This window comes from Bradyrhizobium sp. SRS-191 (assembly GCF_024586915.1).
Taxonomy (GTDB): Bacteria; Pseudomonadota; Alphaproteobacteria; order Rhizobiales; family Xanthobacteraceae; genus Bradyrhizobium.
On record NZ_JANBVS010000010.1, the window covers coordinates 59,387 to 83,711 of the forward strand.

Annotated in this window: 20 protein-coding genes; 8 read left to right on the forward strand and 12 right to left on the reverse strand. The window is 63.7% G+C overall.

Features of this window, described 5'->3' with window-relative positions; translation table 11 throughout:
* Nucleotides 1-3: 3 nt before the first annotated feature.
* Nucleotides 4-1,554: a tripartite tricarboxylate transporter permease gene (locus tag NLR35_RS18965; protein ID WP_257168044.1), complete on the forward strand. Its 1,551-nt coding sequence runs from the start codon at nt 4-6 to the stop codon at nt 1,552-1,554.
* A gap of 20 nt (nt 1,555-1,574) precedes the next feature.
* Here NLR35_RS18965 and NLR35_RS18970 read toward each other — a convergent pair whose 3' ends face one another.
* From NLR35_RS18970 to NLR35_RS18985, 4 genes are all read right to left on the reverse strand, one after another.
* Entirely contained in the window at nt 1,575-2,540 is a 966-nt protein-coding gene (locus tag NLR35_RS18970) for a D-2-hydroxyacid dehydrogenase family protein (RefSeq protein WP_257168045.1), read from the reverse strand.
* A gap of 239 nt (nt 2,541-2,779) precedes the next feature.
* Nucleotides 2,780-3,760 carry a tripartite tricarboxylate transporter substrate binding protein gene (locus NLR35_RS18975; RefSeq protein ID WP_306577634.1) on the reverse strand — a complete coding sequence of 327 codons (981 nt, stop codon included), beginning with the start codon at nt 3,758-3,760 and terminating at the stop codon, nt 2,780-2,782.
* 81 nt (nt 3,761-3,841) lie between these two features.
* Entirely contained in the window at nt 3,842-4,747 is a 906-nt protein-coding gene (locus NLR35_RS18980; RefSeq protein ID WP_257168047.1) for a VOC family protein, read from the reverse strand.
* A 17-nt stretch (nt 4,748-4,764) separates the two neighbouring features.
* Nucleotides 4,765-5,928, reverse strand: a complete 1,164-nt coding sequence (locus NLR35_RS18985) for a zinc-dependent alcohol dehydrogenase family protein (RefSeq protein WP_257168048.1) — start codon at nt 5,926-5,928, stop codon at nt 4,765-4,767.
* On the opposite strand from NLR35_RS18985, the gene NLR35_RS18990 reads away from it, so the two are divergent.
* The 5 genes from NLR35_RS18990 to NLR35_RS19010 all read left to right on the forward strand — a co-directional run bounded on the left by NLR35_RS18990 (nt 5,870) and on the right by NLR35_RS19010 (nt 10,627).
* On the forward strand, nt 5,870-6,571 hold the full coding sequence (locus NLR35_RS18990; protein WP_257168049.1) for a GntR family transcriptional regulator: 702 nt from the start codon (nt 5,870-5,872) through the stop codon (nt 6,569-6,571). The two genes, NLR35_RS18985 and NLR35_RS18990, sit on opposite strands and share 59 nt — an antisense overlap.
* Nucleotides 6,572-6,669: 98 nt before the next feature.
* Entirely contained in the window at nt 6,670-7,533 is an 864-nt protein-coding gene (locus NLR35_RS18995; RefSeq protein WP_257168050.1) for a fumarylacetoacetate hydrolase family protein, read from the forward strand.
* Between the two features lie 8 nt (nt 7,534-7,541).
* Nucleotides 7,542-8,120, forward strand: a complete 579-nt coding sequence (locus tag NLR35_RS19000) for an amino acid synthesis family protein (protein WP_257168051.1) — start codon at nt 7,542-7,544, stop codon at nt 8,118-8,120.
* Nucleotides 8,121-8,337: 217 nt separating this feature from the next.
* Nucleotides 8,338-9,105: a tripartite tricarboxylate transporter TctB family protein gene (locus NLR35_RS19005; protein WP_257168052.1), complete on the forward strand. Its 768-nt coding sequence runs from the start codon at nt 8,338-8,340 to the stop codon at nt 9,103-9,105.
* A gap of 7 nt (nt 9,106-9,112) precedes the next feature.
* Entirely contained in the window at nt 9,113-10,627 is a 1,515-nt protein-coding gene (locus NLR35_RS19010; protein ID WP_257168053.1) for a tripartite tricarboxylate transporter permease, read from the forward strand.
* Nucleotides 10,628-10,746: 119 nt separating this feature from the next.
* On the opposite strand, the gene NLR35_RS19015 is transcribed toward NLR35_RS19010, so the two are convergent.
* Nucleotides 10,747-11,241 (reverse strand): RidA family protein, encoded by a 495-nt coding sequence (locus tag NLR35_RS19015; protein WP_257168054.1) that lies wholly within the window; start codon nt 11,239-11,241, stop codon nt 10,747-10,749.
* A gap of 285 nt (nt 11,242-11,526) precedes the next feature.
* Here NLR35_RS19015 and hpaD (NLR35_RS19020) point away from each other — a divergent pair, with 285 nt between their 5' ends.
* A complete protein-coding gene (gene hpaD / locus NLR35_RS19020; protein WP_257168055.1) occupies nt 11,527-12,372 on the forward strand; it encodes a 3,4-dihydroxyphenylacetate 2,3-dioxygenase in 846 nt (281 codons plus the stop codon).
* Nucleotides 12,373-12,662: 290 nt separating this feature from the next.
* On the opposite strand, the gene NLR35_RS19025 is transcribed toward hpaD (NLR35_RS19020), so the two are convergent.
* From NLR35_RS19025 to NLR35_RS19055, 7 genes are all read right to left on the reverse strand, one after another.
* A complete protein-coding gene (locus NLR35_RS19025) occupies nt 12,663-14,714 on the reverse strand; it encodes a methyl-accepting chemotaxis protein (protein WP_257168056.1) in 2,052 nt (683 codons plus the stop codon).
* 418 nt (nt 14,715-15,132) lie between these two features.
* Nucleotides 15,133-16,113, reverse strand: a complete 981-nt coding sequence (locus NLR35_RS19030) for an MBL fold metallo-hydrolase (protein ID WP_257168057.1) — start codon at nt 16,111-16,113, stop codon at nt 15,133-15,135.
* A 165-nt stretch (nt 16,114-16,278) separates the two neighbouring features.
* Complete coding sequence (locus NLR35_RS19035; RefSeq protein ID WP_257168058.1) at nt 16,279-17,310, reverse strand: MBL fold metallo-hydrolase; 1,032 nt, start codon at nt 17,308-17,310, stop codon at nt 16,279-16,281.
* A gap of 13 nt (nt 17,311-17,323) precedes the next feature.
* Entirely contained in the window at nt 17,324-18,823 is a 1,500-nt protein-coding gene (locus NLR35_RS19040) for an FAD-binding oxidoreductase (RefSeq protein ID WP_257168059.1), read from the reverse strand.
* A 38-nt stretch (nt 18,824-18,861) separates the two neighbouring features.
* Entirely contained in the window at nt 18,862-19,842 is a 981-nt protein-coding gene (hpaD, locus tag NLR35_RS19045) for a 3,4-dihydroxyphenylacetate 2,3-dioxygenase (RefSeq protein WP_257168060.1), read from the reverse strand.
* Nucleotides 19,843-19,853: 11 nt separating this feature from the next.
* Nucleotides 19,854-21,389 (reverse strand): 5-carboxymethyl-2-hydroxymuconate semialdehyde dehydrogenase, encoded by a 1,536-nt coding sequence (gene hpaE, locus NLR35_RS19050; RefSeq protein WP_257168061.1) that lies wholly within the window; start codon nt 21,387-21,389, stop codon nt 19,854-19,856.
* Nucleotides 21,390-21,399: 10 nt separating this feature from the next.
* On the reverse strand, nt 21,400-23,043 hold the full coding sequence (locus tag NLR35_RS19055) for a thiamine pyrophosphate-dependent enzyme (RefSeq protein WP_257168062.1): 1,644 nt from the start codon (nt 23,041-23,043) through the stop codon (nt 21,400-21,402).
* Between the two features lie 286 nt (nt 23,044-23,329).
* Here NLR35_RS19055 and NLR35_RS19060 point away from each other — a divergent pair, with 286 nt between their 5' ends.
* On the forward strand, nt 23,330-24,295 hold the full coding sequence (locus NLR35_RS19060; RefSeq protein ID WP_257168063.1) for a LysR family transcriptional regulator: 966 nt from the start codon (nt 23,330-23,332) through the stop codon (nt 24,293-24,295).
* The last annotated feature ends 30 nt before the right edge of the window (nt 24,296-24,325 follow it).

Below are 24,325 nucleotides of genomic sequence, written 5' to 3' on the forward strand. Positions count from 1 at the left end.
CCGATGGATATCCTGTCCAATCTCTCCTTCGGCTTCAGCCACGCGCTGACGCTCAACAATCTGCTATTCTGCGCCGCCGGCTGCACCATCGGCACGCTGGTGGGCCTGCTGCCGGGGCTCGGGCCCTTGGCGACGATCAGCCTGCTGCTGCCTCTGACCTATTCATTGCCGACCGACGGCGCACTGATCATGCTGGCCGGCATCTATTACGGCGCCCAGTATGGCGACAATGTCAGCGCCATCACGATGAGGATGCCGCACGCATCCAGCATCATCGCCTGCATCGACGGCTATGAGATGACGCTCAAGGGCAAGACCGGCCTGGCGCTGTTCACGGCGGGCATTTCCAGCTTTATCGGTGGCACGATCGCGACGATCGTGCTGGCATCGCTCGCGCCGCCCTTGAGCCAGGTGGCGCTGATGTTCGGCCCGACCGAATACTGCGCGCTGGTGCTGCTCGGCTTCCTCTGCGTCAGCCTCGTGACCACGGGAAGCGTTCTCGACGGCCTGTCGATGTGCCTCGTCGGCGTCCTGCTCGGCCTCGTCGGCACCGACGTCAATACCGGCACACTCCGGTTCACGATGGGCCTTCCGTCGCTGTACGACGGCATCGCGCTCGTCAGCCTGTCGCTCGGCTGCTTCGGCATCGCCGAGATCACCAAGAATTTGGACAAGGATCGGCAGACCTCGCCGTTTCGTGGTGAGATCAAGCTGATACCGAGCTGGGTCGAGTTCAAGCGCATCATCCCGAGCGCGCTCCGCGGCAGCGCCGCCGGCTCGCTCCTCGGGCTGCTGCCCGGCGGCGGTCCCGTGATTGCTCAATTCGCCGCCTATGCCGTCGACAAGAAGTTCAGCAAATACCGCGACGAGATCGGCCAGGGCGCGATCGAGGGCGTGGCCGGACAGGCGGCAGCCGACGAAGCGGCCGCGAGAACGAGCTTCATTCCGCTGATGAGCATCGGCATTCCGGAGAATGCCGTGATGGCGCTGATGATGGCGGCCTTCATCATCAACGGCATCAAGCCGGGGCCCACCATGATCGCCGATCATCCCGATCTGTTCTGGGGACTGGTTGCCAGCATGTGGATCGGCAATCTGTTCCTGGTCGTCCTGAACGTTCCGCTGGTCCGCTATTGGCTGACGGTGTTCAAGATCCCTTACAGCGCCCTCTTCCCATCGATCCTGTTCTTCTGCTGCGTCGGCACCTACAGCGTCAACAACAGTCTGGACGACATCTACACCACCGCAGTCTTCGGCGTCCTCGGCTATATCTTCTTCCGGCTCAGCCTCGATCCCGCACCCTTGATGCTAGGCTTCATCCTGGGACCGATCCTGGAGGAGAATTTCCGGCGCGCGATGCTGCTTAGCCACGGCAGCTTCACGACGTTCGTCGAGCATCCGATCAGCGGCGGCATTCTCGGAATCGTCGCGCTGATCTTCGCCTGGCAGATCGTGTCCGGGCTTGTGGCGCGGCGCCGGGCGGCCAAGGTTTCAAGCGACCAGCCACGCGGCACGGCACCATCGGCGCCGACCGCCAGCACATATCAGGCTTGAGGATCGCACGGGTCCCGGGATCAGGCGCCCAGGACCCGGATCGGCGTGCCGTCGAGCCAGGCGGCGATGTCCTCCACGGCCTGGCTGAAATAGGTCTTGTAGCTGTCGCGCGAGGCATAGCCGAGATGCGGCGTCAGCAAGGTGTTGGGCGCGGACAGGATCGGCGCGTCCTGCGGCAACGGCTCGACATCGAACACATCGAGCGCTGCGCCCGCGATCCTGCCGTCCTTGAGCGCGGCGATCAGGGCGGCCTCGTCGACAAGGCCGGCGCGCGACGTATTGATCAGACAGGCCGACGGCTTCATCAGCGCCAATTCCGCGGCGCCGACGATGTTACGGGTCCGCTCGCTCAAGACGACATGCAGGCTGATGAAGTCCGCGCGCCGGAACAGCTCGTCCTTATCGACGAACGCGGCGCCTCCGGCTGCCGCATCCTGCGGAGTCAAGTTCTGGCTCCACGCGATCACATCCATGCCGAACGCCCGGCCGTATCCGGCCATCTGCGCGCCGAGCCGGCCGAGCCCGAGAATGCCGAGCGTCAAGCCCTTCACGGCATAGCCCATGCGTGTCTGCCAGCGTCCCTCGCGAAGCGCGCGGTCCTCCACCACGATATTCCGCGACAACGCCAGGAGCATTCCGAAGGCTAGCTCGGCGGTCGAGCTGCTGCCGGTCTCGGTGCCGCAGACCGGGATGCCACGCGCCGTGCACGCGGCCAAGTCGATGCCCAGATTGCGCATCCCCGCGGTCACCACCAGCTTGAGATTGGGCAGACGGGCGATCAGTGACGCCGGCAACTTGGTCCGCTCGCGGATCAGCATGATCACATCGAACGGCAGCAATCGCGCCAGGAGCGCGTCCCCCGTCACATTGTCGTTGAAGAACGTCGTCGTGGCGCGGGGCTCGAGCGAGCTCCAATCCGCGAGCGAGCGCGCGACGTCCTGAAAATCGTCGAGCACGGCAACACGGACAGGTGAGACTGCTGGCATGAGATCGGCTCCCTCCCTTCGCCGGACCATGTCCGGCGAGGTTCTTCGTTCGAGAGCATACCTAGTCCGAGCATCAACTGGACAGCATCACTCGGATTCCAGTAGCTGGAACTGATGCCCCAACAAGGGTTGAGCTTTCGGAAGGTCATCTCCATGCGCGAAGGCCGCGGCCTTCATGATCGGCCTGCCTGCGACGAAGACAGCCGCGGTGCGACCGGCGTCTGCCGCGCGCTCGATGATCAGATCTTCGGGATCTTCGCCCGCTCCACCACGCCCGACCACTTCGCGACTTCGGACTGGATCAGCTTCTTCATCTCTTCTGGAGAGCTGCCACGAACTTCGCCTCCCACCGCTGTTTCCAGGCGCTGCTTGATGTCGGGGTTCTTCAGGATCTCGAGCGCCGCGGCGTTGAGTGCGGCGACAATCGCAGGCGGGGTGCCCTTGGGAGCGAGAAGGCCTGCCCATGTGCGCACGTCGTATCCCTTGACTCCGGCCTCCTCGACCGTCGGGACATTCGGCAAGAGCGCCGTCCGCGTCGGGGACGTCACGGCCAGCCCGCGAACGGCTCCGCTCTGAATCTGTGCCGCGAGCAGGACCGGCGTGCCGATGATGACCGGAACCTCGCCGCCAAGCAACGCAGTAATGGATTGGGAATCCCCGCGATAGGGCACGTGCACGATTTCCGTGCCGGCCATCGCATTGAGCAGCTCTCCCGCGAGATGGTGCGTGCTGCCGAAACCGACCGAGCCGAAGCTGAGCGCGCCGGGCTTCTGCTTCGCCATCGCGATCAATTCGCCGAGTGACTTGGCGGGGTGATCGTCACGCACCGCAATGACCAGCGCGTAGTAGACCAGCGTCGAGATCATGTCGAAGCTGTCGGCGGGCTGGTAGGTCAGAGTTTTGTAAGTCGCTGCCGATATGGCGTGGGCGCCCGTGACGAGGCCGAGCGTATAGCCGTCGGGCTCGGCCCTGGCGATCGCGTCCGCCGCGATGTTGCCGCCCGCTCCCGGCTTGGCCTCGACGACGACGGGTTGCCCGAGCTTCTTGGACAGCCCGTCGGCAACGATGCGCGACAGCGTATCAGCCGCGCCGCCAGCGGCGAAGCCATGAACCAGGCGTATCGGCCGTGACGGGTAGTTGTCCGCCGATTGGGCCGGGCCGGCAGCAACGACGCTGCCAAGCAGAAATCCGGTCGCAGCCATCCGCCTCATCCACTGCATGGATGCATCCTCCCTTTTGATACGTTGTTTGTTTCATTGGCCGCGGTCGAGGCGGCGGTCTTCGAGACGAGTGCCGGACGCCTAACGAGCGAACTCGGCGCATTCGGGTGATGGTGGCATCCCCCAGACGTCGCGCGGCAGCCCGACCCAGACTTTCGGACGCTGCGGACGATCGCGGTGCCAAGGACGCGGATCGAAATAGCCGAGGTCTTCGTCGATCATCCGATCGAGATCGTGAAACAGCTCGACCAGATGGCCATCGGGATTGCGGTGGTAGACGGCCGTGTTGTGGCCCGGGCCGTGGCGGACCGGTCCCCACAGGATATTGAGCTTCTGGCGAGCGAGATGATCGCAAGCCTGTTGCATGTGGGACGGGCCGCGCAATTCGAATGCGAGGTGATGGAGGCTGCGCACGGGCGCACGGGCGAAGTTCAGCGTATGATGGTCGTAGCCGCTGCGCATGAAGACGAAACGGTCCTCGATCCAATCGGAGACCCGCAAGCCCATGACGCTTGCGCAGAAGTTCGATGTCGCGAGCGGGTCGGGTGTCCTGAGCGCGACATGGCCCAGCTTGGTGACAGCGAGCGCGCCAATCCGCTCCTGCGCCGGCGTCGGGGTCCAGCCCTGGATCAACTCAAACCGTGTTCCCTCGGGATCGATGAACGAGAGCAGACGGGACACCCCCGGCAGTGGATCACTCCGCAGTTCTGTATGCAGATCCAAGCGCTTCAGGGCCGCACCCAGCGCCTCCATCTCCACGCCAGGTGCGATCTCGAACGCAATACTCGCCAAAGCCGCCTCGCCTGGCTCGATCACAAGCGAGAGCTGCTCGGAATCGCTGGCAAGAAAAATGCGATCGCCATCGCGGCCGATCAGACCGAGACCGATCACTCCGCGGTAGTAATCCAGCAATCGCTCGGTATCCGGCGAGGTAAACGTGGCGTGCCTCAGCCGTGTGAATCGCGCAATGGGTCCCTGCGTCGTCATTGTCATCATCCACTCTCTCAACGCGTCATGATGATCTTGCCGAGCGCGGAGCCCTGCTCCAGCAAGGTGTGAGCCTGCCTGACGTCATCCAGCTTCAGAACCGCCGAGATCGCCGGCTTGATCGCATTGCGGCTCAGGGCCTCGATCACGTTGCGCATCAGCGCGCGACGACCCTCGCGATCATGGTCGTAGATATGGAACGAGAAGCAGCGCACCGCCGGGCAGATGTCGAGATGATTGCGCATCGCCGCCATCAGGTTCTCCTCCGGCAGCCCGGCGAAGGCGTTGTACGACAGCAGCGTGCCCCATTTTCCAAGCACCTTGAGATAAGAAGTAAACTCGGGTCCGCAGACGTGATCGAGAACGAGACCGACGCCCGCGCCGCCGGTCAGCTCGCGTGTCCGCGCCACGACATCTTGGCGGCGGTAGAAGATGACGTGGTCGGCGCCGTTGCTGCGCGCGAACTCCGCCTTCTCCTTGGTGGAGACCGTGCCGATCACGGTCATCTGTGCGAGCTTGGCCAGTTGCACCAGCGCGGTGCCGACGCCGCCGGCCGCGCCGATCACCAGGACGCTCGCGGGCGCGCGCGGATGGCGGCACTCCTGCAGGAGGGCGTAAGCCACCTGATAGTTCGACAAGCACACCGCTGCTTGCAGATCGACATTGTCGGGCAGCACATGAATGGCGTCGGCAGGAGCGACGACGTAGTCGGCATAGCAGCCGCCGCGCTGTGAGAGATCGCGCGCGCTCAGCAGTACTTTCTGGCCCACGCGTAGGTCTTCAACGCCTGCCCCGACCGCGGAAATGATGCCGGCAACATCATTGCCGGGATTGGCCGGCAGCGGCGGCATCCATTTGTACACGCCGCGACGGATCAGCACGTCAGGCTGCCCCACGCCGAACGCTTCCGCCCGGATCTGAACCTGTCCGGCGCCGGGCGTGGGCACCGGCAGCTCGACCAGTTCAAGGGCATCCGGCCCGCCCGGTTGACGTACCAGGACCGCTCTCATGAGCTCCTCCCCCTCTTCGGACTCACATTTTCGAAAATGATAGCGGTTACGAAAATTATTGCAAGATGGTCCTTGGCGCGGCATCTTGAGCCATCGATTCATTGGCAGGACCATGCCTGACCGCGCCATTCGCCCCCGCAAGGAATTCGGCAAGACGATCGCCGCCGACATCACTCATCGGCTGCGCGAGGAGATCGTGACCTGCGGTCTGCCGCCCGGCGAGCCGTTGAGGTTCGACGTCTTGCGTGAGCGTTTCGGCGCGAGCTTCACGACGTTGCGCGAGGCGCTGACGGCTCTCGCCGCCGAGGGCCTGGTCGACGCCCAGGAGCAGCGCGGATTTCGCGTGGCGCCCGTCAGCCGGCAGGATCTGGTGGAGGTCACCGACGCGCGGGTGCTCATCGAAGTCGAATTGATGCGCCGCGCGATCGAGAAGGGTGATGACGACTGGGAGATTGCCGTCATTTCGACCCTTCACCGGCTGAAGCGGATCGAACAGCGTGATCCCGAGCATCCGCTGCGCGACCCCGAATGGAAGATCGCCCACCGGCAATTCCATCAGGCGCTGGTCTCCGCCTGCGGCTCCGCGACACTGCTCGCGATTCGCGCCGAGCTGTTCGACCGCGCCGAGCGCTACCGGCATCTGTCGGCCAGTTTCCGGCCACGCCCGCGCGACAAGGCCGGCGAGCACCAGGCCATCATGCAAGCCGCCATATCGCGCAATGCCGATCTCGCCGTGCAGCTGATCGAGACGCATATCCGCTCCACCGCGGATAATGTCGCTGACCACGCCGGGCACCTGCTCGACACCGAATAGGACGCGTCCGCAATTTTCGTTCGCAGCAGACTTGCGCCCTCCCATATTTTCGAAAATAATAGCTAAGATCGAAAAACGAGATTTTTTGGGGTGGAGCCATGAAGCTGCTGTCGTTCTTGGATGGAAATCGGGAAAGCTGGGGGGCCGTCGTCGAAAATGGCGTGGTCGATCTCGCTCGCGCCCTGCCCCAATATCCGACGCTCGCCGACTTCCTCGGCAGCAACGACTATGCGCGCCGCGAGGCCATTGTCGCCGAACACAAGCCGACGCTGGTGCTCGCCGATCTCAAATATCTTCCCGTGATCCCGCGCCCCGAAAAGATCGTCTGCGCCGTGCGGAACTATCTCGACCACCACAACGAGGCGGTGGCGTTCGGCATGAAGCGCGAGATCACCGAGTTTCCGCCGATCTTCCTGCGGGTGTGGCGGTCGCAGGTCGGCCACAACGCACCGGTGATCCGGCCGAAGGTCTCCGACAATTTCGACTGGGAGGGCGAGCTCGCCGTCGTCATCGGCAAGGGCGGCCGCCACATCAGCCAGGACGATGCCTGGACTCACGTGGCAGGCTACTCGATCTACAACGACGTCAGCGTGCGCGACTGGCAGCGTCACGCCGGACAAATTGCCTCCGGCAAGAACTTCGTCGGCACCGGTCCGTTCGGACCTTGGCTCGTGACCCCGGACGAGATCGGCGATCCCGCCAAGCTAAAGCTCGAGACGCGCGTGAACGGCACGGTGGTGCAGTCGTCCGACACCTCGATGCTGATCTTCTCGATCCCCCGGCTGATCGAATATTGCTCGACCATTTTCGACCTCGTGCCCGGCGACGTCATCGCCACCGGCACGCCGGCCGGCGTCGGCTTCACCCGCAAGCCGCCGATGTTCCTCAAGCCTGGCGACGTGGTCGAGGTCGAGATCGAAAACATCGGCGTGCTCAGCAATCCGGTCGTCGACGAAGCATAGAGGCGCGCATGTCCTACGATGTTCGCAAGACCGCACTCAGTGTCGAGGAGATCTGGCATGAGCGCGGGCCTCGCCTGGAGAAGCCGCTTCTGGTCGGGACGGCCGTTGCGATCATCCGCAATCCCTTCGCCGGTCGCTACGAGCCCAATTTGATGCCGTTTCAGGCGTCCCTGCGTGAGCTCGGGCGCGACCTAGCAACGCGGCTGATCGAACGGCTTGGTGGCGCGTCGCACATCGAAGCTTATGGCAAGGGCATCATCGTCGGCGAGGACGGCGAGCTCGAGCATGGCGCCGTCTGGCACGAGGCCGGCGGACAGGGCATGCGCGAAGTGCTCGGTCAACCCAAGGCGATCGTCCCCGCGGCCAAGACCATCGGAGGCCCCGGCACCCGTCTCATGGTGCCGCTTGGTCATATCCATGCCGCCTACGTCCGAAGTCACTTCGGCACGGCCGAGATGACGATGTGGGATGCGCCGCGGCGCGACGAGATCGCGTTCGGCCTGGTCATGGCGACCGGCGGGCGTCCGCACGCCCGGATCGGCGGGCTGGCGGTTTCGGACATCTCCGTCCACGACGGACAGCGTTGACGGACAAAGCGGCTGGTCTCGCGATCATCGCAAGCCCGCCGCCGTCGTCACCGAGCGCGCGTCCTTCCAAGGGCGCGCGTCGGCTAAGCATTGCTGATCAACCAATGAACGAGAGAAGCGGCGTCGAAGCCGACTTATTCAAGGGAAGCCTCCGCGCATCCGTAGCAGCCGAGAACTGCGCAAAAAAGGGGGTGGCGGATCATAGGGGGAGACATGCATGGCCCACATCGTGGATCAGGCGGCGGCATCAGAGATACGGAACACGCGAGTAGCGCTCGGCATCTGCCTGCTGGCGATCGCGCCGCAAATCTTCGAATTCATCTGGTCGATCGGAACATTGGTCGGCTGGGGCAGCGCGCGCAGTCCCACGGTTCTCGTCACCAGTCATGCGGCAGCGCTGCTCGTCGGAGCTCCGGCAGCACTAGCGGGAGCGTTCGCGGGCGGCACAAGACCCACGATCTCTCAGGACACCCTGCTGGCGCTGATCTATTCCTATCCGCTCCTTGCGGTCGCCGTCCTCACGACGTTCATGACCATCCGCTCGGCGCAGGACTATATCGGTGGCATCGTGCTGATGGCGCTCGCGCTGTTCGCGCTCTGGGCCTCCAATGACCTCCAGGGCATGAACGGCTTCTCGTTCGGTGCGGGCACAGCGCCGCGCATGTTCGGCGGCCTGCTCGTCGCACTGGCCGCCGGTATCGCGCTGTCAGGCCTGTTACACGACGGACCGGCGCTCGCACATTATTCCTGGCGAGGGCCGCTCTTCGTCATGACCTCGATCCTGATCTTCGCGCTGGCGATCCGGCCGCTCGGGCTCCTGATCTCCGGGCTGACGAGTTTCCTGGTTGCTGCGCTCGGCACGCACGAAACGCGATGGCGAGAGACGATCATTGTCGGCGTCGTCCTGACGCTGGGGTGCGCCCTGCTCTTCCCCTATGTGTTGGGGCTGCCGATGCCGATCGTTCCGCGTTGGCTGGCTCAGTGAGGGCGTGATGGATCTCTTCGCCAACCTCGCGCACGGCTTTGTCGTTGCGTTCTCACCCATCAACCTCCTGATGTGTCTGATCGGCGCGCTCGTCGGAACGCTGGTCGGCGTGCTGCCGGGCATCGGCACCATCGCGACCGTGGCGATGCTTCTGCCGATCACGTTCGGACTGCCCCCGGTCGGCGCGCTGATCATGCTGGCAGGCATCTACTACGGCGCCCAGTATGGCGGCTCGACCACCTCGATCCTGGTCAACATTCCCGGTGAGGCGACGTCGGTTGTCACTGCCCTCGACGGCTTCCAGATGGCCAAGCAGGGCCGCGCGGGTCCGGCGCTCGCGATCGCCGCGATCGGCTCCTTCATCGCCGGATGTATCGCCACTGTCCTCATCGCCATTCTCGGCGCGCCGCTGACGAAGCTCGCGCTGGCGTTCGGCCCCGCGGAGTATTTTTCGCTGATGGTGCTCGGACTGATCTTCGCGGTGGTGCTGGCCAAGGGCTCGATCCTCAAGGCGATCGCAATGATCGTGTTCGGTCTCCTGTTGTCGATGGTCGGGTCCGACATCGAGACCGGCGCCTCGCGCATGGCCTTCAATATTCCCGAGCTTGCCGACGGGCTCGGCTTTGCCACCGTTGCGATGGGTGTGTTCGGGTTTGCCGAGATCATCCGCAATCTCGATGCCGGCTCGGAAATGGACCGGGATCTCGTGCAGCAGAAAATCACGGGACTGATGCCGACGAAAGCCGACCTCGCCGCATCCGCACCGGCGATCGCCCGCGGTACGTTGCTCGGCTCGATCCTCGGCATTCTGCCCGGCGGCGGTGCCGTGATTGCGTCTTTCGCCGCCTATACGCTCGAGAAGAAGATTGCGAAGGACCCGTCACGGTTCGGCCGCGGAGCGATCGAAGGCGTGGCCGCGCCCGAAAGCGCCAACAACGCCGCGGCGCAGACATCGTTCATCCCGCTGCTGACGCTCGGGATCCCGCCGAACGCCGTCATGGCGCTGATGGTCGGCGCCATGACCATTCACGGCATCGTGCCGGGCCCGCAAGTGATGCAGAAGCAGCCGGATCTGGTCTGGGGCATGATCGCCTCGATGTGGATCGGAAACCTGATGCTGATCATCATCAACCTGCCCCTGGTCGGCATCTGGGTCCGCCTGTTGCGCGTCCCGTATCGGCTGATGTTTCCGTCCATCGTGATCTTCTGCGCAATCGGAATCTACTCCGTCAACAATGCGCCAGTCGACGTCATTCTGGCGGGCGTCTTCGGCCTGGTCGGCTACTGGTTGATCAAGCACGAGTTCGAGCCAGCGCCGCTGCTGCTCGGGATCGTGCTGGGTCCCCTGATGGAAGAGAACCTGCGCCGGGCGCTCTTGATCTCACGCAATGACTGGACCGTATTCGTCAGCCGTCCGCTGTCTGCGGTGCTGCTCGCAATTGCCGCTGCCCTGCTTGTGCTGGCCGTACTTCCGGCACTGCGAAGCAAGCGCGACGAAGTCTTCACGGATTCCGAGAATTGAGACCGGTCGACTCTGGCGACACGTCTTCGGGGCAGCCAGATACATGCCCCCTTAAGCGAACTGCAGATCAGCGCCGGCTCCGCACCGGCGCTCCAGTCCGGTTGAGCTGCCTCGGGTTTCTATTTGGCCGTCGCGGCTATCACATCGACTTCGATCATCATGCCCGGCCAGGCCAACTGGCTGACGGCCACGAACGTACCTGCGGGCTGAGTCAAGCCTGAAAAGACTTCGCTGCGGCACTTCCCCGCCTCTGGAAAGCTCCTGATGTCGGTCACGTAGGTCGTGACCTTGACGACGTCATTCAACGAACCACCCTGCTTCTCGAGGATGCGCTTGATCTTGTCCCACGCGTATCGGCACTGTGCGCCGAAATCTCCGAGGTGCCTGATCGATCCGCCGGAGTTTGCCGCTTCATCCTCAGACCCTATCCCGCCAAGAAAGAGCAGCCGGCCCGGATTCTTCACGGTCACCACCTCCGAAAAACGTCCCTTGGCCCATTCGCTATAATTGTAGCTCTGCTTCTCGTAGACCGCGGCATCCTGCGCTTCAACACCGGAAGCAATGATTGCCAGGAGCACCGCCGCTCCCGCCCAGTCAAACAGCACCTGTCTCACCTCGCCCCCTCGATTCTCGACGGCCTCGCACGACGCTGTTGCAGCGCCGAGACGAACAGTTTCCTCGCGGCGACGGACTCACAATCCATATTTTCTTGGCAATCGATTAGTTCTGCTAAATGATCCGTCTCCGGGGCGAGCAGGCCCTTGAAATCCTGGCCAAAAGCCGGTTGGCGGCTTGGTTTGTCAGCGCACCTCCCGCTCGCAGATTTGATCTGAATTAAGGGCCGCCACGGCTGCACTGACTACGGTCTGCGCCTCAACTCAAAAAACAGGGAAACGTCCATGGGTCAGATTGTGTTGGCGGCCAAAATCTCGCACGTCCCCTCGATCATGATTTCAGAGCGCAAAGGACCGCTGGAGGGAAAACGTGCGGCGGCCATTCAAGCGCTGCGTGAGATCGGCAAGCGCGCCCGCGTCAGGGGAGCCGATACGTTCCTGGTGTTCGACACGCACTGGATCTCGAATTTCGGCTGCCACATGAACGCGAACGCGCGTCACCACGGCGTTTATACCAGCCATGAGGCGCCGCACATGATCCAGAACATGAGCTACGACTATCCCGGCGATCCCGAGCTCGCTGACGTCATCGCGGCGGAGGCCTCGCGACGCGGCCTGCAGGTGCTGGCACACAAGGTCGACACGCTGCCGCTCGAATACGGCACTATCGTGCCGATGCACTACATGAATGAAGGGAGCTGGGCACGCGTCCTATCGGTCGCCGCGCCGATCTTCGCCAGCGTCGAGGAGAACCGCACGTTCGGAGCGGCCTGCGCCGCGGCGATCGCCGCGTCCAACCGCAAGGTCGCCGTTCTTGCGTCCGGCTCGATGTCGCACAAGCTCGTTGCCAACGAGCAAGTCGGTGATGGCCAATGGGAACAGATCGGCAGCGAATTCAACCGCCAGGTCGACATGCGCGTCCTGGATCTCTGGAAGGAACGTCGCTATGCGGAGTTCGTCCGCATGCTTCCGGAATACTCCGCCAAGTGCAACGGCGAAGCATTGATGGCCGACACCCACATGATGTTCGGCATGCTCGGGTGGGACGGCTACAAGGGTGAGACCGAACTGCTGTGTCCCTACTTCCCGTCCTCCGGCAGCGGGCAGATTATGGCCGAATACCACTTGTGAAGACGCCGTGGCGTCAGCCCCTGCGGCTCGTGGGCGGCTGCGCCGCGAAGCTGCAGTGGCCGACGCGCAAGCCGAGGTTGGCTCCCTGGAAGGGACGCCTCAGATCGACTTGTGGCCATAGCCGAACTGCATGCCGGGTCCGGTGAGGTTTGCTCCTGAGGCTGAGTCGGGCGTTTGTCCTGGACCGCTGTGGGTAGCTTGCAACCCGATGTGATCTTTGCCTCAAAATCATATCCGGTGTTTTTCGGAGGAGTGATGCGACCTCCGCCATTCGCCTTGCGCGACCTACGTCAGGCGGCCTCGACCGCCTGGATGAACTGCTCGACTTCGGTTCGAAGGATTGCCGCCTGGTTTGAAAGCATTCCGGCCGCATCCAGCACGGATTTCGCGACGCTGCCGGTTTCCTCGGCGGTGGCCCGGACCTCGCTGATACTGCCGGTCACCTCGCGGGTCAGGCGGGCCGCCTCCTGGACGTTGCGGGCGATCTCGCCGGTCGCCGCGCCCTGCTCTTCTACGGCCGCTGCCACCGCCGCCGCGATCTCGTTAAACTGCGAGATCGTGGCCGCGATGCTGCCGATGGCACCAACCACCGATTCCGTCGCGGCCTGGATCTCGTTCACCTGCGCCGTGATTTCGTCCGTGGCCTTGTTGGTCTGCCCAGCCAGGCTCTTCACCTCCGTCGCCACCACTGCAAACCCCTTTCCGGCTTCACCCGCCCGCGCAGCCTCGATGGTGGCGTTGAGCGCCAGCAGGTTGGTCTGGCCGGCAATTCCGCTGATCAGTTCGACCACCTTTCCAATTTGCTGCGCACGCTCCGCCAGCGCGCGGACCAGTTCGCCGGTTCGATTGGCGTCTGCGGACGCCTGCATCGCGATCGTGGCCGACTGCGACACCTGCTGACTGATTTCGCGAATCGACATCGACAACTCCTCGGTCGAGGAGGCGACGGTGGTCACGTTCTGTGAGGTCTGGGTCGACGCATTCGACACGTTGGCGGACTGGTTGACGGCCTTGCCCGCCGCCTTGCTCATCACCGCAGCGGTCTCGGTCATGCCACTGGCCGCGCCGCTGAGCTTGTCGACCAGCCTCGCAACGCCTGCCTGAAAATCGCGGGTCAGGGTCGCGAGCCGCTGGCCGCGGGCAGCCTCTGCACGGCTCGCGTCCTGCTGTTCGGCGCCGAGACGATCGGCGGTGCGCGCGCTCTCGAGCAGAACGCCGAGCGCACCGGCGATTTCGCCGATCTCGTCCTTACGGCGCTCGAACGGTATCACGATGTCGCGTCTGCCGCGCGCAATCTCGACGACAACGCCGGTCAGGGCGATCAGCGGCCTGATCATCCTGCGGCCGAACAAGACGGTCGTCGCGGCGACCGTACCCATGATGAGGGCGATCAGGCCGAGCGCTAGCACGAGCCGGTTTCGCGTTCCGGCGTTGCGCTCCGCCGCGCCAGCGGCCGCGACGTCAAGCGCCGCTTCGCGGATGCCGACGATAGTGTCGAGAGCAGGCACGTTGAGCTTGCGATATTCCGGCGACGTAATCGTGTAGCGGCCATGATCCCGTCCGGCCGCGATCACATCGCGCATCACCGTCATCATGTCGCCGAAATAGCGGCTGCGGGTCGTCGCGACTGCCGCGTCCAATGCGGGACTCTGCGGCACCGAGGCCACCTTCTGCTGAACCAGCCGCCATAGCGCATTCAGCTGCCCACGTAACTCCTCAACCTGAAGCGCATCGTCGGCTGTGAACGGACGGCTCTCCGCCACTGCCAGTCCAACGACCGAGGCGAACTTGCCGGCGGTGTCGCGCAAGTCCATCGCGAGCCGGGCGATGTCGGACAACGTCAGGGAGTCGGGGTCGTTCGGCGCGATATGCCGCTGAACGTCGTTGATGAGAGACGACAGGTCGGCAGTGACGGTGAGCATTTGCTTGACCGACTCTCCGATCGCGGCGCTGCGCGCCGCCTGGTCGGACAACGCCCTGGCACGCTCGGCGCCGGCACGCGCAAGCTGCAATTTGTCCACAACGGCGCGGATGACAGTGAGGCCGATGTCGCGATACGGCGCGGCCCCGTCGGCGAGGCCGGCGCGGAGATTGGCCAGCGCGCGATCGGCGGCGTCACGCGCTTTGAGCAGAGCGGCCTTCTTCTCCGGCTCGTCCGCGCTGCTCGCCACCATCCAGAGCTGGTTCGGCGAACGCTCGGCAGTCAGCTTTTCGATCGTCACGAGAACGCGGGCGAAATCGTTGACCATCAGTATGCTCGCCTGGGACTGCGAATAGCGCGACCATTCCCCTGCGATCACCATTCCCGCCAGCGCCAGCGCGAACACGCAGATGATGCCCATGCCAAGCGCAAACAGACCTCGGATACGCATCTTCATCCGCCCACTTTCAGACTGGTAAATCGATCGTCATCGTCTAGCGTAGAAACGCTACTTCGCCGTTAATTGACTACTAAGTACCGCGCATCAGTTCTCCAGCAGAGACCAGGCGAGGCAGCCTCGGCTTTGTCAGCGGTTCCGAACCTGAACAGGCCGCGCGCCCACGCCGACATGCCATAGGCGCCGACTGAGCTGCACCGAAGGATCTGCAGCAATCATTCGACCCGACATGTCGGAGCTTGCGACGGCGGATCATCCGCCGCATCGATTTCTGGGCCATCGACCACATGTTGAGCCGAAGACAATTGGCCGCCTGTGAACTCAGCGCCTCGCCGCTGCTGCCGACAGCGCAAGAATGCTCGAGCCGCTCTGGTCCAGACCGTCAGCGTGCTTGTTCCAGCGGCTTGATCGGCTCGCCGTTGGCGCCCGCTGCGGAGACATCGCCATCGATGACGAACGACGTCAGATCGCGGCCGATCACCAGGGGTCCCTGGTATGTCGCACGCGTCCTCTCGACAAGCGCCTGATCCGGAACGTCCTGCACCGGTATCTTCGTGGCAAACACGATATGCGAGTAGACGGCCAGTTTCGGTTTTGCCAACGAGAAGATGCGCCCAGCCTCTTCCGGAGAGCTGTGGTGCGCCTCGATATCGCGATAGGAGGGATACGCCTTGGAGAGCTCGGGTTCGATGATGGCGACCTCATGAACCAGGAGATCAGCCCCCTTTGCGGCGTTTGCTATCCGTTCGTCGTATTTGGTATCGCCGGACAGGACAACTTTCTTGCCGTCATATTCAATCACATAGCCAAAGGCCGGTCTGATCTTCTCGCCATGATTGACTTCGATTGCCGTAACCTTCACGCCGTTTTTGTCGTAGACGAGTCCAGGCTCGACATCCTTGGCTTCGAACGCCACAGCTTCCGGCGGAAGATGTTCGTCGTCTTCACGGATGCGGATGTCCTCGGAGAACGCCTTGGTCAGGTTTTGCGTCATAGCGACAGTTCCGGCCGGACCAAAGATGACCATGGGCGACTTGCGTGACGCCCAAGGAGTCGCGATCCAACCGCTCAACCAGAGGTCCGGCAGACCGACGATGTGGTCTGAATGCATATGGGTGATGAAATGGGCCGTAATCGCGCCAAGGGGAATCCGCTTCTGAAAGAGGCGGATGGTCGAACCGCGACCAATGTCGAACAGCAGCTTTTCAGGTCCGGCCTCGACGAGCGTAGACGCACTAAAGCTTCCGACCCGTGGTGTCGGCGTGCCCGTTCCAAGCAGCGTGACCTTGATTTCACTGGCCGACGAGCCGTGAGCCCATAGCAAAGTGCCGGCTGCTACGATCGATGCGACTGCCTTCAACATTGTGTTCTCCACTTTAGTCTTGTTGTTTCGAGCACGGCGAACCCGGGCAGGAGCCGCCGTCAGTTTGGAAGCGCGTTCCTCGGTCGATGGGCTCGATCGCGAAGAGTGGAGAATCCGCATTGCGTCCAAGTGCGGCGGCCAACCCTGCGCTAACCCCCGGCTGCTTCAGCGACCGGCCTTGCGCTCCGCATCCAGCCGCTCTTCGGCTCCTTTGCGCAGATAGGCCAGTTGTTCAAGCAGTCCCTTGGGATCGACTAGCGGGTTTGGCTCGCCTGCCTTTCGCGCCAGCACCTTTTCGCGAAGCTCTGTCAGACCATTCGAGAACGGGTGCGTCGTGAGATGAACCGTCACGGGATTGGTCGGCCGCTTCACCTGCTCCGCGATCTTGTCGATGCTTGCGATGTACTCCTCGACCTGCTTCGAGTTCTCGATCGCGTTGAGCCCCAGACCGCCGACGGTGATCGCACGGTAGGTTTTTGCACCATCTTTGACATCGTAGGTATAGGACGCGGTCCCGTGCGTGTGTCCCGGCGTCTCTTCGACACCGAAGCTGTTGTCGCCGACCCGGATCATATCGCCGCCCTTGGCGACGACATCCTGCGCAATCATCGACCAGGGGCGCGGCGTCGCCTCGGACTTCTTGGCTGCCTCGATCGCTTCGTTCCACCCTGTCTGCGTCATGACGAACTTGGCGTTGGGCAGGAGCGGCTTGAGCTTGGCGGCGCCGCCAACGTGGTCGAAATGTCCATGCGTCATCAGGACGTATTTGATCTCAGCAAGATCGACCCCGACCCTGCGCAGATTGGCGATCAGTTGATCGACATGTGGCTCATGCAGAGTGTCGATCAGAACTACGCCGTCACTCGTTCGGATAGCCCAGGCCGATACCCAGCAAATCCCCACATAGTAGACGTTGTCGAACGCCTTCCAGGGCTCGATGTACTGCGCCTTCGGATTTGAAAGCCAAGCCCCCATGTCCGGCGGCATCTTTCCGGTACGGCCGAACTCTTCAAAGCGCGCGCGGATGTCGTTCGAGGGGCACCCCTCGAACGGCTCTGCCGTCGCCGGCTCAGCCAGAGCCGCTCCCAGCATCAAGCACCCCGCCGTCAACGCCGCCAAATTGCGCAGCGACCGTCCGAAGACCAGAGACCGCGCAACTGCGGGCATCCGACCAAGATTGATAGCAGGCATCGACATGATTTGATCCTCTTCAAGATTCGACGCGGCCGCTGCCGCGATTTGGCAGGGACGTATCGAGAAAGACCTTCCCTGGATTAAGGATGCCCTTTGGATCCAGCGCGAACTTGATTGATTTCATGACATCGAGCGCATCGTCGCCGTGCTCGCGCTGCAGGAACGCGCGTTTGCCGAGACCGATCCCGTGCTCGCCGGAGCAAGTGCCGCCGAGCGCCAGGCCGCGCGCGACGATGCTGTGGTCGAGTGCGAGCGCACGCTCGAGTTCGGACGGATCGTCCGGATCGACCAGAATGCAGCAATGGAAGTTGCCGTCACCGACGTGACCGGCGATCGGCGCAATCAGGCCGGAGGCAGCGATGTCCTCCTTGGCGCCGAGGACCGCCTCGGCCAGGCGCGAGATCGGAACGCAGACGTCGGTCGCGATGCCCCGCGCTCCCGGACGGAGCGCCACGGCTGCAGGATAGGCGCGATGACGCGCGGCCCACAGCCGGCTGCGCGCCTCGGTTTCGCTCGCCCAGCTGAATCGGATGCATCCCGCCTCGCCCGCCGTCGCTTCTACCAGTTCGGCCTGCTCCTTGACGCTCGACGCGCTGCCGTTGAATTCGAAGAACAGGGTCGGCAGCGGCTCAAATTCATTCAGCCGCGAATAGGCGATGCTGGCCGCCATCTGCACGTCGTCCAGGAGCTCCACGCGGGCGACGGGGATGCCGAGTTGCATCGTCGCGAACACCGCCTCGACGGCGGCGGACAGGGTTGGGAATTGAGCGACGGCCGCGCTGGTCGCTTCGGGTATACCTTGCAGACGCAACCGGATCTTGCTGATGACACCGAGCGTGCCTTCCGAGCCGATGAACAGATGCGTCAGATCGTATCCGTTGGCGGCCTTACGGACGCGCCCGCCGGTCGAGATGACGCGACCGTCCGCCAGCACGACTTCGAGGCCCAGCACATTTTCCCTGATCGTCCCATAGCGAACAGCGTTCGTTCCGCTGGCCCGCGTGGCACACATTCCGCCAATGGTACACGCGGCACCCGGATCCACCGGAAAGAACAGCCCGCGGTCCCGGACGAACGCGTTGAGCTGCTCGCGCGTCACGCCTGGCTCGACCAGACAGTCCATGTCCTCCTGATTGACCTCGATGATCGCGTTCATCCGCGAAAGATCGAGGCTGATGCCGCCGCACACGGCATTGACCTGCCCTTCCAGGCTCGATCCCGCGCCGAACGGCACCACCGGAACGCCTTCGCGATGGCACAGGCGCAACATCTCGCTGATTTCATCAACGGATGTGACGAAGGCCACCGCATCGGGCGCGTGAGCCCGCACCGGCCCCTCGCCATGCCCGTGTTGCTCGCGCAGCGTGACATTGGTCGTGAGCCGTTCACGAAGCAGACCTCGGGCCGCCTCGATCGCAGCCTGCGATCGCTCAGCCGGCACGTGCTCAGCCGACACCGACCAGATCGCATGATGCGAATTTGCCGGTGTCTCGCGAGTCTCGGCGCTTTCTCTCACTGGGCGCTCCTGTTTGGCTGCTCGCCACGCCGGTCCGGTCAGGGTGCGACGATCGGAGTGGATTTGAGCTTTGAAGCCGTGAGCCCGACGCCGCGGAACGGACTTCCCTCCTCGAACCAGGATCGCGGCGCGGGAGCGCCCCACAGGGTCTGGCGCTGCGGATCCTTCAGATCCCACCGGATCGGCTCCAGATCCGGATCGACGGTTTGATAGTCCGAGCAATAGATCTCGACCCGATGTCCGTCGGGGTCACGGACATAGAGGAAGAATGCATTCGAGATTCCATGGCGACCAGGTCCTCGTTCGATGTCGCCGACATAGCCGGTCGTCGACATGACATCGAGCAGATCGATGATGTTCAGCGGCGTCGGCACCCAGAATGCGACATGATGAAGCCGCGGCCCAAGGCCGTTCGTGAACGCAATGTCGTGCACCCCTCCCTTGCGATGCATCCAGGCCGCCCAGAGCTCAGCGCCATCTTCGGTGTCGGTGTATTCTGTCAGCCTGAAGCCGATCGAATTGTAGAACTCGACCGAGGCTCGGACGTCAGGCGAGAAGCAGTTGAAATGGTCGATCCGCAGCGGCTTGACGCCTTTGTAGAGCGCGTATTGCTGATGAATCGGGGGAAGCCGATCCATCCGCGCGTAGAATTCGAGGGGAATGCCGAGTGGATCGCGCGTGCGGAACGTGCGGCCTTGAAAGGGAACCTCGACCCACTCCGTCGGCAGCCCCTGCTGATCGAAATGCGCCTTGGCGCGCTCCAGATGCTCCTCGTCGAACACCTTGAAGCCCAGCTCATTAGCGACGCCGCGATCGCCCTTTTCCAGCACGATGCAATGGTGACCACGCTCCTCGAGCGCACGCAAATAGACGCGCCTCTCATCTTCCGCCGTCACCTGCAGGCCGAGCGTGTCGGCATAGAAGGCACGTGCCGCCTGGAGATCGGTGACCGTCAGGACGATGTGGCTCAGCCGAACAATGTTGAACGGCGGGTACAGGACGCTCGCGGGAACCGACATAGCTCTTGTCCTCACAGGCCAACACGCGGAATTTTGTGACTGTCGTATGCAATGGCGATGTTCTTCGTCTCCATGTAGAAATCGAACGAATAGTCGCCGCCGTCGCGTCCGATGCCGGAGTTCTTGACGCCCCCGAACGGCGTCGGCAGATGGCGGACATTCTCCGAATTGACCCAGACCATGCCCGCTTCGAGATCGCGGGCGACGCGGTGCGCGCGGCCGACGTCACGGGTCCAGATGTAGCCTGTGAGGCCGTAACGCACGTCATTGGCGATCCGGACCGCCTCCGCCTCATCGCTGAACGGAATCATGGTGAGGACCGGTCCGAAGATCTCCTCCTGTGCAATGCGCATGTCGTTGGCCGCGTGCGTGAACAGTGTCGGCTCGACATAGTTGCCTGCGCCGTCGCAAGCCCTTCCGCCGCCTGTCGCGACGGTTGCTCCGGCGGCCCGTGCGAGCGCGGGATAGCTCAGAACCTTCTCGGCATGGCGGGGATGGATCAGCGGTCCGATTTCGGTGGCGGGATCGAGCGGGTGGCCAACCTTGATGGCGGCCACGCGCTCGGCAGCCTTGGCCGCAAAGGTCTGATAGATCGCTTGTTGCACCAGCGCGCGCGAGGACGATGTACAGCGTTCGCCATTGAGCGAATAGATCATGAAGAGGACCGCATCGAGCGCGCGATCCAGATCGGCGTCGTTGAAGACGATGACGGGATTCTTGCCGCCCAGCTCGAAATGAACGCGCTTCAAGGTCGCAGCACCTTGCCGCATGATGTGCGAACCCGTCGTGGTCTCGCCGACAAAGGCCACCGCCTTGATGGCGTCGTGCTCCGTGAGCGCCCGGCCCGCGCTTTCGCCAAGGCCGTGAACGAGGTTGACGACTCCGGGCGGCCCGCCATGCGCACGGATGACCTCATCCATGATCTCGGTCAGAACAACTGCCGACAGCGGGCTCCACTCGGCCGGCTTATGGACGACCGTGCAGCCCGCGGCCAGCGCCGGCGCGATCTTCCAGGTCGACAACATGAACGGCGTATTCCAGGGCGTGATGACTCCGACGGGCCCGATCGGCTGGCGCATCGTGTAGTTGATGTGGTCGGCATCGGGCAGCGACTGGCCATCAGCGGCACCAGGCGCCCGATCAGCGTAGAAGCGAAAGTTCTCGGCGCCGCGCAGCGCCGCCTTGGCCATGTAGCGGATCGGCTGGCCGGTGTCCGAGGACTCGATCAATGCAATTTCGTCCGCTCTCGCCTCGATCGCATCGGCAATGGCGTGAAGGATCGCGCGGCGCTTCTGACCGGAGACATCACGCCAGATCCGGAATGCATCGGCCGCGGCCCGAGCCGCCTTGTCGACATCGGCGGCATCGCCGGCAGCGACCGTGCATTGCCTGGCGTTCGTCGTCGGGTCGAGCGTCTCGAAGGTCCGACCGGCCAGGGACACCACGCGCTCGCCATTGATGACGTGCGGCACCACGCCCTGCGTGAACCGTTCCAGATATTTGGAGGCTCTCGTCTGGTTCGCAACAAGCGAATTCGGCTCGCTCATGTCTGCCTCTTCAAGGATTCGAGTTGCCGCCGACCGGTGCGGGTGGATGGATGAAGGGCCAGGGACTCGCTTCCGACCCCTTTTCGATCGGCACTTCGATCAGTGCCGGCGCGTCGAGATCGAGCGCCTGCGCCAGCACCTGCTTCAAGGCATCCGGCGACGACACACGATAGCCGCGCATGCCGAAGGACTCGGCGAGCTTCACGAAATCGGGGTTGGTCAGGTCGGAACCGATGAAGCGCCCGCCATAGGCCTGTCGCTGGTCGCGCAACACATTGCCGTAAGAAGAATTGTTGAAGACGATCGCGACGACGTTGATGCCGTGATGCACGGCGGTCGCCATCTCCTGCAGTCCGAACAGAAAGCCGCCGTCGCCGGACACGGAAACCACGGCCTTCTCGGGATGGGCGATCTTGACCCCGAGCGCCGTATCGTAGCCGAAGCCGAGATTGTCCTGGTAGCCGCAGGTCACATACTGGCGCGGCTCGTAGACGGGGAAGGCGAACCGCGCCGTAAACCCGATCTGGCTGACCTCTTCGACAAAGAAGCCGTCGGCGGGCAAAACGGCACGAATGGCATCGAGATAGGCGATCTGAGGCTGCACCTCGGAGAACGCAGCGCGCGCTCTGGCCTTGATGGCGAGGAACTCGCAATGCCGTGATCCCGGCGACGTCCCATCGACTGCCGCGGCCAGCGCCGCAGTCCCGGCCTTTGCGTCCGCAACGATCGCGACATCAGGTTTCAGGCGCACCATCTCGGTCGGATCGATGTCGATGCGAATGACCTTCATGCCCGGCGGCAACCACCGCCAGCGCATATATTGCAGCTCCAGGCGGCTACCGATCCCGATCAAGAGGTCGGTGCGCTTCCAATGCTCGAACGCTGCAACCGAGTTGAGCGCCAGAGGATCATCGTCGGGCATGATTCCCTTGCCCGACCGATGCGCCGTCACAGGCGCCTGAAGACGCGCCGCCAGCTCGGCGACCTCCTGCGCGGCCCCCACCGCCCCTCCGCCGACCATGACGAGCGGATTTTTCGCCTTGGCGATCAGCGCCACGGCTGCGGCGACAGAGTCAGGATCGATCTCCGGCGGCTTGTCCGGTTGACCGACCGCGAGATCGCCTACCGGGCCTTTCTTGCCGAAGACATCCCAGGGCGCCTCGACGGCGACGGGACCTTGGCGGCCGGAGAGCATGCGCGTAAACGCGTTCGCCAGGACGGAAGAGACTTCGCTGGGATGATTGATCCGTTCAGCGCCCTTGGTGAAGCTTCGCAAGGTGGCAAGCTGGTCAGGCAGTTCGTGGAGTTGTCCGCGCCCCTGCCCGATCAGATGAGACATGATGTTGCCGGTCACGCACAGCACCGGCGCAGCGGCCCCGAAAGCGGTACAAAGCGCCGCGCTGGAATTCAGCACGCCCGGACCCGGCACGACCGTGTAGACGCCGGCCCTTCCCGTCGACTTGGCGTAGCCATAGGCCATGTACCCGGCACCTTGCTCGTGGCGGGTATGAATGAAGCGAAGCGCGTCGCGACGGCCATGGAGCGCATCGTTGAAATCGTACATGTGCGCGCCGGGAATGCCGAAGACCGTATCGACCCCGTGCGCGATCAACGAGCGTGCGACCTTCTCTCCAACTGTCTCGTGGTCCGTCATGGCTTACGCTGCGGTATTGCCGCTCCCGCATTTCCCAGTGTCGCGGCTGCGCGCAGCTCAATTGCAACGAGGCCGGCGCGCGGCGCCTCCTGAGATTCGATCATCGCTGCCTCCCCGGTGCGAATGCGGACGCCATGGGCTCTCACGCGGCCCCTTGGTGTGCAGGTCGGCAGCCAATTGCCGCCGACTCCTCGTCGTCCCGCCTGCGACGATCTTTGCTCAGGAGGGCGCCGCACAAAACCGATTGATTCTTTTCAATTGATTAGAGATGCTTAATAATGACGACATGCCCCTGTCGCGCATCACCATCCGTCAATTCGAGGCGCTCGTCGCCGTCGCCGAGACGCTGAGCTTCTCCGCGGCGGGCGAGCGGCTCGGCTTGACCTCATCGGCCGTCAGCCAGCTCGTCAGCGAGCTGGAGTCGACGGCTGGCTTCCGCGTCTTCGACCGCAGCACGCGGCGGGTGGCGCTGTCGAGCGCCGGCCGCGACTTTCTCGGCTTTGCCCAGAGCGTCCTGCGGCATGTCCAGCTGGCCGAGACGGCAGCCGCTGACGTCCGCAACCGGGCGGCGGGGGTCGTGCGCATCGGAGCTCCGCTCGTTCTGGCCAGCGCGGTTCTGCCGGCAGCCGTGCGGGAATTCCGGCGCCAGCGGCCCAACGTGGCGATCCACATCCGGGACGTGACCGTCGAGCTGACCGTCGATCGCGTCGCGGCAGGCGATCTCGACCTTGCTGTTGGACCTGACCGCCCGCCGGATCCCGCGGTCAGTGCCGAGACGATCTTTCAAAGTCCCTGGGTGCTCTGGTGTGCCCCCGACCATCCGATGGCCGCACGAAAGACGCTGCGGTGGGACGATCTGCGCGGCATCACGCTGGTCGCGGCGAGCCGGGATCACGAGGTCAGCGTCGCCCAGATGCGCCACTCCGATCCAGGGACAAGCTCGACCACATCGCCGCAGATCGTCGAGAACATCACCACGGCCTTGGGCATCGCAGCGCAGGGACTCGCGGCGACACCGGCGCCCGCCTATGTCGGCGTCCTCGCGCGCCCGCTCGGACTCACGATGCGCCGCATCACGAAACCAGAGACGGTTCGTGAGGTGTGCCTGTATCGGCCGGCCAGGCGCTCGATTCCGCCGGCAGCCGAAGCGTTCGGCGAATTTCTCATTCCCTGGATCCGAAACTGGAGTGCTGAGACGAGCCCCTCGAAGCCGAGCGCCCCATCGTCCCGGCCGCGACGCAAACGATACTGATCGAGCTCGGCAGCCCGCCCCCCTTCTTGG

Excerpts from the sequence above, each read along its gene's own strand:
- NLR35_RS18970 (WP_257168045.1), bottom strand. The coding sequence starts at position 2,540 with ATGCCAGCAGTCTCACCTGTCCGTGTTGCCGTGCTCGACGATTTTCAG.
- NLR35_RS18975 (WP_306577634.1), bottom strand. The coding sequence starts at position 3,760 with ATGCAGTGGATGAGGCGGATGGCTGCGACCGGATTTCTGCTTGGCAGC.
- NLR35_RS19035 (WP_257168058.1), bottom strand. The coding sequence starts at position 17,310 with ATGTCGATGCCTGCTATCAATCTTGGTCGGATGCCCGCAGTTGCGCGG.
- hpaD (WP_257168060.1), bottom strand. The coding sequence starts at position 19,842 with ATGTCGGTTCCCGCGAGCGTCCTGTACCCGCCGTTCAACATTGTTCGG.
- NLR35_RS19000 (WP_257168051.1), top strand. The coding sequence starts at position 7,542 with ATGTCCTACGATGTTCGCAAGACCGCACTCAGTGTCGAGGAGATCTGG.
- NLR35_RS19025 (WP_257168056.1), bottom strand. The coding sequence starts at position 14,714 with ATGGGCATCATCTGCGTGTTCGCGCTGGCGCTGGCGGGAATGGTGATC.
- NLR35_RS18980 (WP_257168047.1), bottom strand. The coding sequence starts at position 4,747 with ATGACGACGCAGGGACCCATTGCGCGATTCACACGGCTGAGGCACGCC.
- NLR35_RS19030 (WP_257168057.1), bottom strand. The coding sequence starts at position 16,113 with ATGTTGAAGGCAGTCGCATCGATCGTAGCAGCCGGCACTTTGCTATGG.
- NLR35_RS19055 (WP_257168062.1), bottom strand. The coding sequence starts at position 23,043 with ATGACGGACCACGAGACAGTTGGAGAGAAGGTCGCACGCTCGTTGATC.
- NLR35_RS19060 (WP_257168063.1), top strand. The coding sequence starts at position 23,330 with ATGCCCCTGTCGCGCATCACCATCCGTCAATTCGAGGCGCTCGTCGCC.
- NLR35_RS19010 (WP_257168053.1), top strand. The coding sequence starts at position 9,113 with ATGGATCTCTTCGCCAACCTCGCGCACGGCTTTGTCGTTGCGTTCTCA.
- hpaE (WP_257168061.1), bottom strand. The coding sequence starts at position 21,389 with ATGAGCGAGCCGAATTCGCTTGTTGCGAACCAGACGAGAGCCTCCAAA.
- NLR35_RS19005 (WP_257168052.1), top strand. The coding sequence starts at position 8,338 with ATGGCCCACATCGTGGATCAGGCGGCGGCATCAGAGATACGGAACACG.
- NLR35_RS18990 (WP_257168049.1), top strand. The coding sequence starts at position 5,870 with ATGCCTGACCGCGCCATTCGCCCCCGCAAGGAATTCGGCAAGACGATC.
- NLR35_RS18985 (WP_257168048.1), bottom strand. The coding sequence starts at position 5,928 with ATGTCGGCGGCGATCGTCTTGCCGAATTCCTTGCGGGGGCGAATGGCG.
- NLR35_RS18965 (WP_257168044.1), top strand. The coding sequence starts at position 4 with ATGGATATCCTGTCCAATCTCTCCTTCGGCTTCAGCCACGCGCTGACG.
- hpaD (WP_257168055.1), top strand. The coding sequence starts at position 11,527 with ATGGGTCAGATTGTGTTGGCGGCCAAAATCTCGCACGTCCCCTCGATC.
- NLR35_RS18995 (WP_257168050.1), top strand. The coding sequence starts at position 6,670 with ATGAAGCTGCTGTCGTTCTTGGATGGAAATCGGGAAAGCTGGGGGGCC.